Raw genomic sequence first — 6058 nt, forward strand, 5'->3', positions numbered from 1 at the left:
ATATTTATATATTAAGGTTTTACGTAGCGTTAATGTCAATATATATTTTAATATTTATAATTTTGCATATTAAAATAGAGAACACGTATGCTCTCTATGATTGTTTTACTTAGGTATATTAATATTTAAAATCTAAAAGCTTATTTTTTAATTGATTTTCAATATTTCTTAATTCTACTTCAGCTTCCTTACGTTTTTGGCGTCCTTGTGTTTGTATATTAAGTATTTCATCAAGAGTTGAAATTAATGACTCATTAGTAGCTCTAAGTGTTTCAATATCAACAATTCCTCTTTCAGACTCTCTTGCAGTTTCTATAGTTGAAGTTTTTAATATTTCTGCATTTTTGCGTAAAAGTTCATTGGTCATATCTGTTACTTCTCTTTGAACTCTTGCAGCATTAGCAGCGTGAGCAACTCCAAGTGCTAAAATCATTTGGTTTTTCCAAAGTGGGATAGTATTTATAATTGTAGATTGTATTTTTTCACACATTAACGAATCATTATTTTGAATTAAACGAATTTGAGGAGCCATTTGTAGCGAAATCATTTTGGTTAATTCTAAATCGTGAATTTTCTTATCAAATCGATTACAAAGAGACACAAAATCATTTAATTCTTGAGCATCGTGAGGGTTCCCACTATTCCTTGCTTTTTCTTGTAATTTAGGAAGTTCTTCCTTTTCTAATTTTTGAAGTTTCTTTTTCCCAGCTAAGATATACATAGAAAGTTCTTTAAAATATACTTTATTTATTTCATACATCTTATCTAACATAGCAATATCTTTTAGAAGCTGTATCTGATGCATTTCAAGAATATTACACATTCTTGTGATATCATTATCTACATTTTCATATTTCATTTTCATCTGAGAAATCTTATCCTTCCCTTTTTTAAAGAAACCTAAGATACCTTTTTTATCTTCTGAGTCTTCAAAGTTCTTTAATTCATAAACCACACTAGATAGTATTTCCCCAATTTCACCTAAATCTTTAGTTTTTACATTATTCAATGCTGACTGTGAAAAATCAGAAATTTTCTTTTGAGCACCGACTCCATATTGTAAGATAGAATTTGAATTATTTATTTCTATTTTATCTACAAATTGATCAACCGTTTTTTTTTCTTCTTCTGTAAGTTCTATTTCATCAATTATTTCTTTTTCTATTTTTGTATCAAGTTTTGTATCAAGAACTTCTTTTTGTAATGGTTGAAAAGTTAATTCTGGTTTTATATTAATAAAATCTTCTTTGAATTCATCACTCATTTTCTATACCTCCCTTTTATTTAAAACTTACTTTTTAAAATCATCTTCTGCTAATCCCTCTTGTTTAAATAATGTTTTAAGAACAGAAATATCTGTAGAAATATCTAAAACAACATCTTCGAATAAATCATCTAATAAGTTTTCAAAAGCGCTATTGATAAGATCAATACTCTTTTCAATTTCACTTTTAGCATTTTCTATATTCTCCCCTTGAACTAATTGATTATTTATATCTTTGTATGAATTAATTAATTTTATCGTAATAGGAAGATAATGATTTATAAATTTATTAACTTCTTGTATCTTTTTAGGATTTTTTTCAATCTGACTAAGTATTTGGGTTGCAATGTTTGCTAATTTATCTAACTTTATAGCTATTTCTTCTTTATAAAGATCATTTTTTATATTTTTTATTTGTTCAATATAACTTCTTCCTATTTTAATTGTAGCTTCTATTCCTTCTTTTTCTGAACTATATGTTTCTTCATTTAATTTTTTATTATTACTTTCTATTTCCATTTGTTCCTTTTTTAAACTTAAGTAGTCATCATAGACTTCATCATTTAACATAAAATAAGTTTTTTCTTCATCTATATGGCCTTCTAAAAACATACCTAAATCAATCATTTTACTTAGGTCTTTAACGACAAAACTCTCTTTCTCTTTATAAAATTTCGCTAAGTCTTTAATTAAGAAAAAACTATTATTGCCAATAATTTTTACATAATTTTTAAAACGCTTTACTCTTTTTCTTAAATTTATTCCTCTTATTAATAAACTTAAACTTACTATAAATAATACAAGTAAAATCCACATAATAATATGGCTATCTATGATAACAATACTACTCAATAATTTCTTAAATACTAAAATTATCAATGCTGAAAAACCATAAACTAAGCTTCCAATCGCACCAAATAATATATACAGTATTCCTGATATACTTCCAGCTGGTCTTTTACTAATATATGTTGATACATCCTTCTTAGGTTTTTTATTTAAACTCATATGTTTTTCACCATACCCATTAAGCTTTGATTTAAATTGATTTAAGGTATCCTCAGTTTTGTCGTTTATATCTCTTTTCAAATTAACAAAATCTACTGCTTTAAGTGCATTGCTAACTGTAGACATAATTTGATCTTCTAACTTAGAAAAATCCTTTTTATCCATTATCTTGCCTCCAGATTATTTTTCTTATAATTAATATAACTCTCGATATATACTATACCCTTATGTTAATATTTTAAGTTTATTATATCTTATAATCTAACTAATTGTAACTGCTAACTTAAAATGAATCTAATAACTATATTATTACTTATGATACAATACATTTGATTATAAAAATAGCCTTAGGCAAATTATGTTAATGCCTAAAGCTAAATCCTTACTTACTTGTGGTACGGTTTTCCGTACCTTACTCTACGGAGCACGGTTATGTATCCTGATATGAACGCTGGCTGTAATCTTCTAACTTCATCTGTAAAATGTACATGATCACAATATATATTTTCACCTAGGTTCTTGGTAAAATGATATAAATCTATAAAATCAATATTCTTATTGTTCATTACATTTTTAGCTATCTTATTGTAAGCTTTCAAGTCTCTATTATATCTTAAAAATCCTTCTTTTCTTGAATTATGTACATCATCAATAAGTGGTGTTGTACCTACCCATATAACTTTGTTTGATAAACTTTTAGCTATATCAATTATTTCATTTAAGTTAGTTTCATACTCATGTTGATTTATTTTTATTTTGTTTAAATATCGGTCTATTCTAATATCATGCATTCCACAATTAATAATTAAAACATCATACTTAGTTTGTTTTAGCTTTTCTTCTTTTAGATATTCTAAAACCATTGCACTATCTCCAGAATTAGCTCCTATTGGTTTATCTAACTCAGTTAAAGCTTAATCCATTCCTCTTTTCCTATCATACTTAAATTTATCCTTTATCATTTCTTTTAAATATGGTCCATAATGAATTGATATGCTATCCCCTATAACAAATATACTTCTATCTCTCATTCACTTATCACCTCTCTATCAAAGTATGAGTATTTTAATCATATATCTTTTACTCATATTTTATGTTCTACTATCTAAGTAAATTTTATATCCGTAGATGGATGGCTACGGAGGTTTTGGACGTTTTACCCTCCCTGGGTTGTTGGTGATTTTCACTAAACTCAAAGGAGGTGGTATCGGATATGCTTGAATTCTTATTAATAACAGTACTTTTAGTTATTATTGTTAGTTTTACTAGCAAAAGTAACATATTTTTTAATTACATACGAATTAAAGTTAAAGTAATCGGACTTGATATAGAAATAAAAAGCAAAGAAAAAAGCACTCCATCCAGCAAAGATCAGTGCTAATTCTTTAATGCTAATTTTTATTAACTTATTCCGATAGCCCTAAAACATAAATAAATGTTCTAAGGATGCTTAGTGTTGGCGCACTAAGCATTTTTTATTTATATAATTATTATATCAGATTTAAATTCAAAATAAACTATAATTTTTTAATTTTAACCGTTATCCCTTACTTGTGATACGGTTCACTGTTTTTAATTCTAAAAATCACACTATATTCTATTCACCTTAGTTTCTAAAGCTGCATTCATAACAGCTTTAGCTACATTAGTAGCTACCTTCTCATCAAAAGCACCTGGAAGTATATATTCAGGAGAAATTTCATCATCACTTATAGTATTTGCTATAGCATAAGCTGCTGATATTTTCATTTCTTCATTTATATCACTTGCTCTAACATCTAAAGCCCCTCTAAATACTCCAGGGAATGCAAGCACATTATTTACTTGGTTAGGGAAATCACTTCTTCCTGTACCAACTACTAAGGCACCTCCTGCTTTTGCTTCTTCTGGCATTATTTCTGGTGTTGGATTAGCCATAGCCAATACCATAGATTTTTCATTCATAGTTGCTACCATTTCCTTAGTCATAGCTCCCGGTCCTGATACTCCTATAAATATATCTTTTCCTTTTATAACTTCTGCTAAAGTACCTTCTTCATTTCTTATATTTGTTATATCTAGCATCTCTTTTTGAGCCCAGTTTAAATTATCCATTTTTTCATTTAAAGCTCCTGCTTTGTTGCAGAATATTAAGTTCTTGATGTTCATGCTAAGTAATATTTTTCCTATAGCCATACCTGCTGCTCCCGGTCCATTTATTACTACTTCTAAATCTTCTATTTTTTTGTTAGCTAGTTTTACATAGTTTATTACTGCTGCTGCAACAACTATTGCTGTACCATGTTGATCATCATGGAATACTGGTATATCTAATTCTTTTTTTAATTTTGCTTCTATTTCAAAGCATCTAGGAGAACTTATATCTTCTAAATTTATTCCTCCAAATACTGGTTCTAATTGCTTAACTATGTTTACTATTTCATCTACTTCTTGAGTTTTTAGACATATTGGAAATGCATCAACACCTGCAAATTCCTTGAATAATAGTGCCTTTCCTTCCATAACTGGTATAGATGCATCTGCTCCTATATTCCCTAGTCCAAGGACAGCACTACCATCACTTACTACTGCTACCATGTTTCCTTTTGATGTATATTTATATACGTCTTCCTTATTTTTATGTATTTTTCTACAAGGTTCTGCTACACCTGGTGTATAAGCAGTAGATAAGTCATCTCTAGTTTTAACTCTAACCTTGCTTTCTACACTTATTTTCCCTCTATTTTCTTCATGCATTGTTAATGCTAATTCTGAGTAGTTTTTATTATTTTGCATATTGCTCTCTCCCTTTTTCATATATGTTGTTCCCGTAACTATCTATTGCTACTATTAATTGTAGGTCCTTTACTTCTAATTTTCTTACAGCTTCTGCTCCTAAATCTTCATAAGCTATTACTTCACAACTAGTAATAGAGTTAGAAATATATGCACCTGCTCCACCTATTGCAGCTAAGTACACAGCTCCATATTTCTTCATACCTTCTATTACTGTTTCATTTCTTTTTCCTTTTCCTATCATGATTCTAAGTCCACGTTCTAAAAGCGGTATTGTTAAATCATCCATTCTATAACTTGTAGTAGGTCCTGCTGAACCTATTATTTCACCCGGTTTACTTGGTGTTGGTCCTACATAATATATTCCTTGATCCTTCACCTCAAAAGGCAAGGCTTCTCCATCATTTATGCACTCAATCAATCTCTTATGAGCTGCATCTCTTCCTGTATATATGATACCACTTATACTAACTACATCCCCACAAGTTAGTTTGCGTACACGTTCTTCACTTATTGGCATTTGCAATTTTATCATATGCGCCTCCTATATAGTAATTTTTTTGTGTCTTGATGCATGACAATTTATATTTACTACTACTGGCAGACCTGCTATATGAGTTGGGAATGTTTCTATATTTACAGAAAGTGCAGTTGTATTTCCACCTAAACCTTGAGGTCCAATGCCTAGATTATTTATTTTTATTAATAACTCTTTTTCTAAATCAGAAATCATCTCGTCTTTATGATGTTCTCCTATATTTCTAAGTAATGATTTTTTAGCTATTTGGGCACATTTATCTACGGTGCCACCAATTCCAACCCCTACTACTATTGGAGGACATGGGTTTGGGCCTGCTTCACTTACAGTATCGATTATAAATTGTTTTATTCCTTCTATTCCATCTGATGGTTTAAGCATTTTTAGCTTACTCATATTTTCACTACCAAATCCCTTTGGAGCAAATTCTATAGTTAATTCATTTCCTTTTACTATGTCATAATGAATAATTG

At 28.9% G+C, this 6058-nt stretch carries 7 protein-coding genes; 1 reads left to right on the forward strand and 6 read right to left on the reverse strand.

What is annotated here, in order from left to right; genetic code table 11:
- Nucleotides 1–118: 118 nt before the first annotated feature.
- From ACRC03_RS07210 to ACRC03_RS07220, 3 genes are all read right to left on the reverse strand, one after another.
- Nucleotides 119–1264, reverse strand: coding sequence for a toxic anion resistance protein (locus tag ACRC03_RS07210; RefSeq protein ID WP_438651885.1), 1146 nt, complete (start codon nucleotides 1262–1264; stop codon nucleotides 119–121).
- A 27-nt stretch (nucleotides 1265–1291) separates the two neighbouring features.
- Entirely contained in the window at nucleotides 1292–2437 is a 1146-nt protein-coding gene (locus tag ACRC03_RS07215) for a 5-bromo-4-chloroindolyl phosphate hydrolysis family protein (protein WP_438651886.1), read from the reverse strand.
- A 221-nt stretch (nucleotides 2438–2658) separates the two neighbouring features.
- A complete protein-coding gene (locus ACRC03_RS07220) occupies nucleotides 2659–3162 on the reverse strand; it encodes an SGNH/GDSL hydrolase family protein (RefSeq protein ID WP_438651892.1) in 504 nt (167 codons plus the stop codon).
- Nucleotides 3163–3485: 323 nt separating this feature from the next.
- Here ACRC03_RS07220 and ACRC03_RS07225 point away from each other — a divergent pair, with 323 nt between their 5' ends.
- Nucleotides 3486–3653: a hypothetical protein gene (locus ACRC03_RS07225; RefSeq protein ID WP_438651887.1), complete on the forward strand. Its 168-nt coding sequence runs from the start codon at nucleotides 3486–3488 to the stop codon at nucleotides 3651–3653.
- 209 nt (nucleotides 3654–3862) lie between these two features.
- Here ACRC03_RS07225 and ACRC03_RS07230 read toward each other — a convergent pair whose 3' ends face one another.
- The 3 genes from ACRC03_RS07230 to ACRC03_RS07240 all read right to left on the reverse strand — a co-directional run.
- A complete protein-coding gene (locus tag ACRC03_RS07230; RefSeq protein ID WP_438651888.1) occupies nucleotides 3863–5047 on the reverse strand; it encodes an NAD(P)-dependent malic enzyme in 1185 nt (394 codons plus the stop codon).
- The gene (locus ACRC03_RS07235) at nucleotides 5037–5582 is read right to left on the reverse strand and encodes a Fe-S-containing hydro-lyase (RefSeq protein WP_438651889.1); all 546 of its coding nucleotides are present in this window, start codon (nucleotides 5580–5582) and stop codon (nucleotides 5037–5039) included. Before ACRC03_RS07235 ends, ACRC03_RS07230 begins: the two co-directional genes overlap by 11 nt.
- A gap of 9 nt (nucleotides 5583–5591) precedes the next feature.
- Nucleotides 5592–6058: fumarate hydratase (locus ACRC03_RS07240; RefSeq protein WP_438651890.1), on the reverse strand; the 467-nt coding region annotated here is incomplete at its 5' end.

The organism is Romboutsia sp. (genome assembly GCF_051659545.1).
Classification (GTDB): domain Bacteria; phylum Bacillota; class Clostridia; order Peptostreptococcales; family Peptostreptococcaceae; genus JBOFOR01.

Bases quoted from the DNA above. Each gene is read 5' to 3' on its own strand.
- ACRC03_RS07215 (WP_438651886.1), bottom strand. From the start codon at position 2,437: ATGGATAAAAAGGATTTTTCTAAGTTAGAAGATCAAATTATGTCTACA.
- ACRC03_RS07230 (WP_438651888.1), bottom strand. From the start codon at position 5,047: ATGCAAAATAATAAAAACTACTCAGAATTAGCATTAACAATGCATGAA.
- ACRC03_RS07210 (WP_438651885.1), bottom strand. From the start codon at position 1,264: ATGAGTGATGAATTCAAAGAAGATTTTATTAATATAAAACCAGAATTA.
- ACRC03_RS07235 (WP_438651889.1), bottom strand. From the start codon at position 5,582: ATGATAAAATTGCAAATGCCAATAAGTGAAGAACGTGTACGCAAACTA.
- ACRC03_RS07225 (WP_438651887.1), top strand. From the start codon at position 3,486: ATGCTTGAATTCTTATTAATAACAGTACTTTTAGTTATTATTGTTAGT.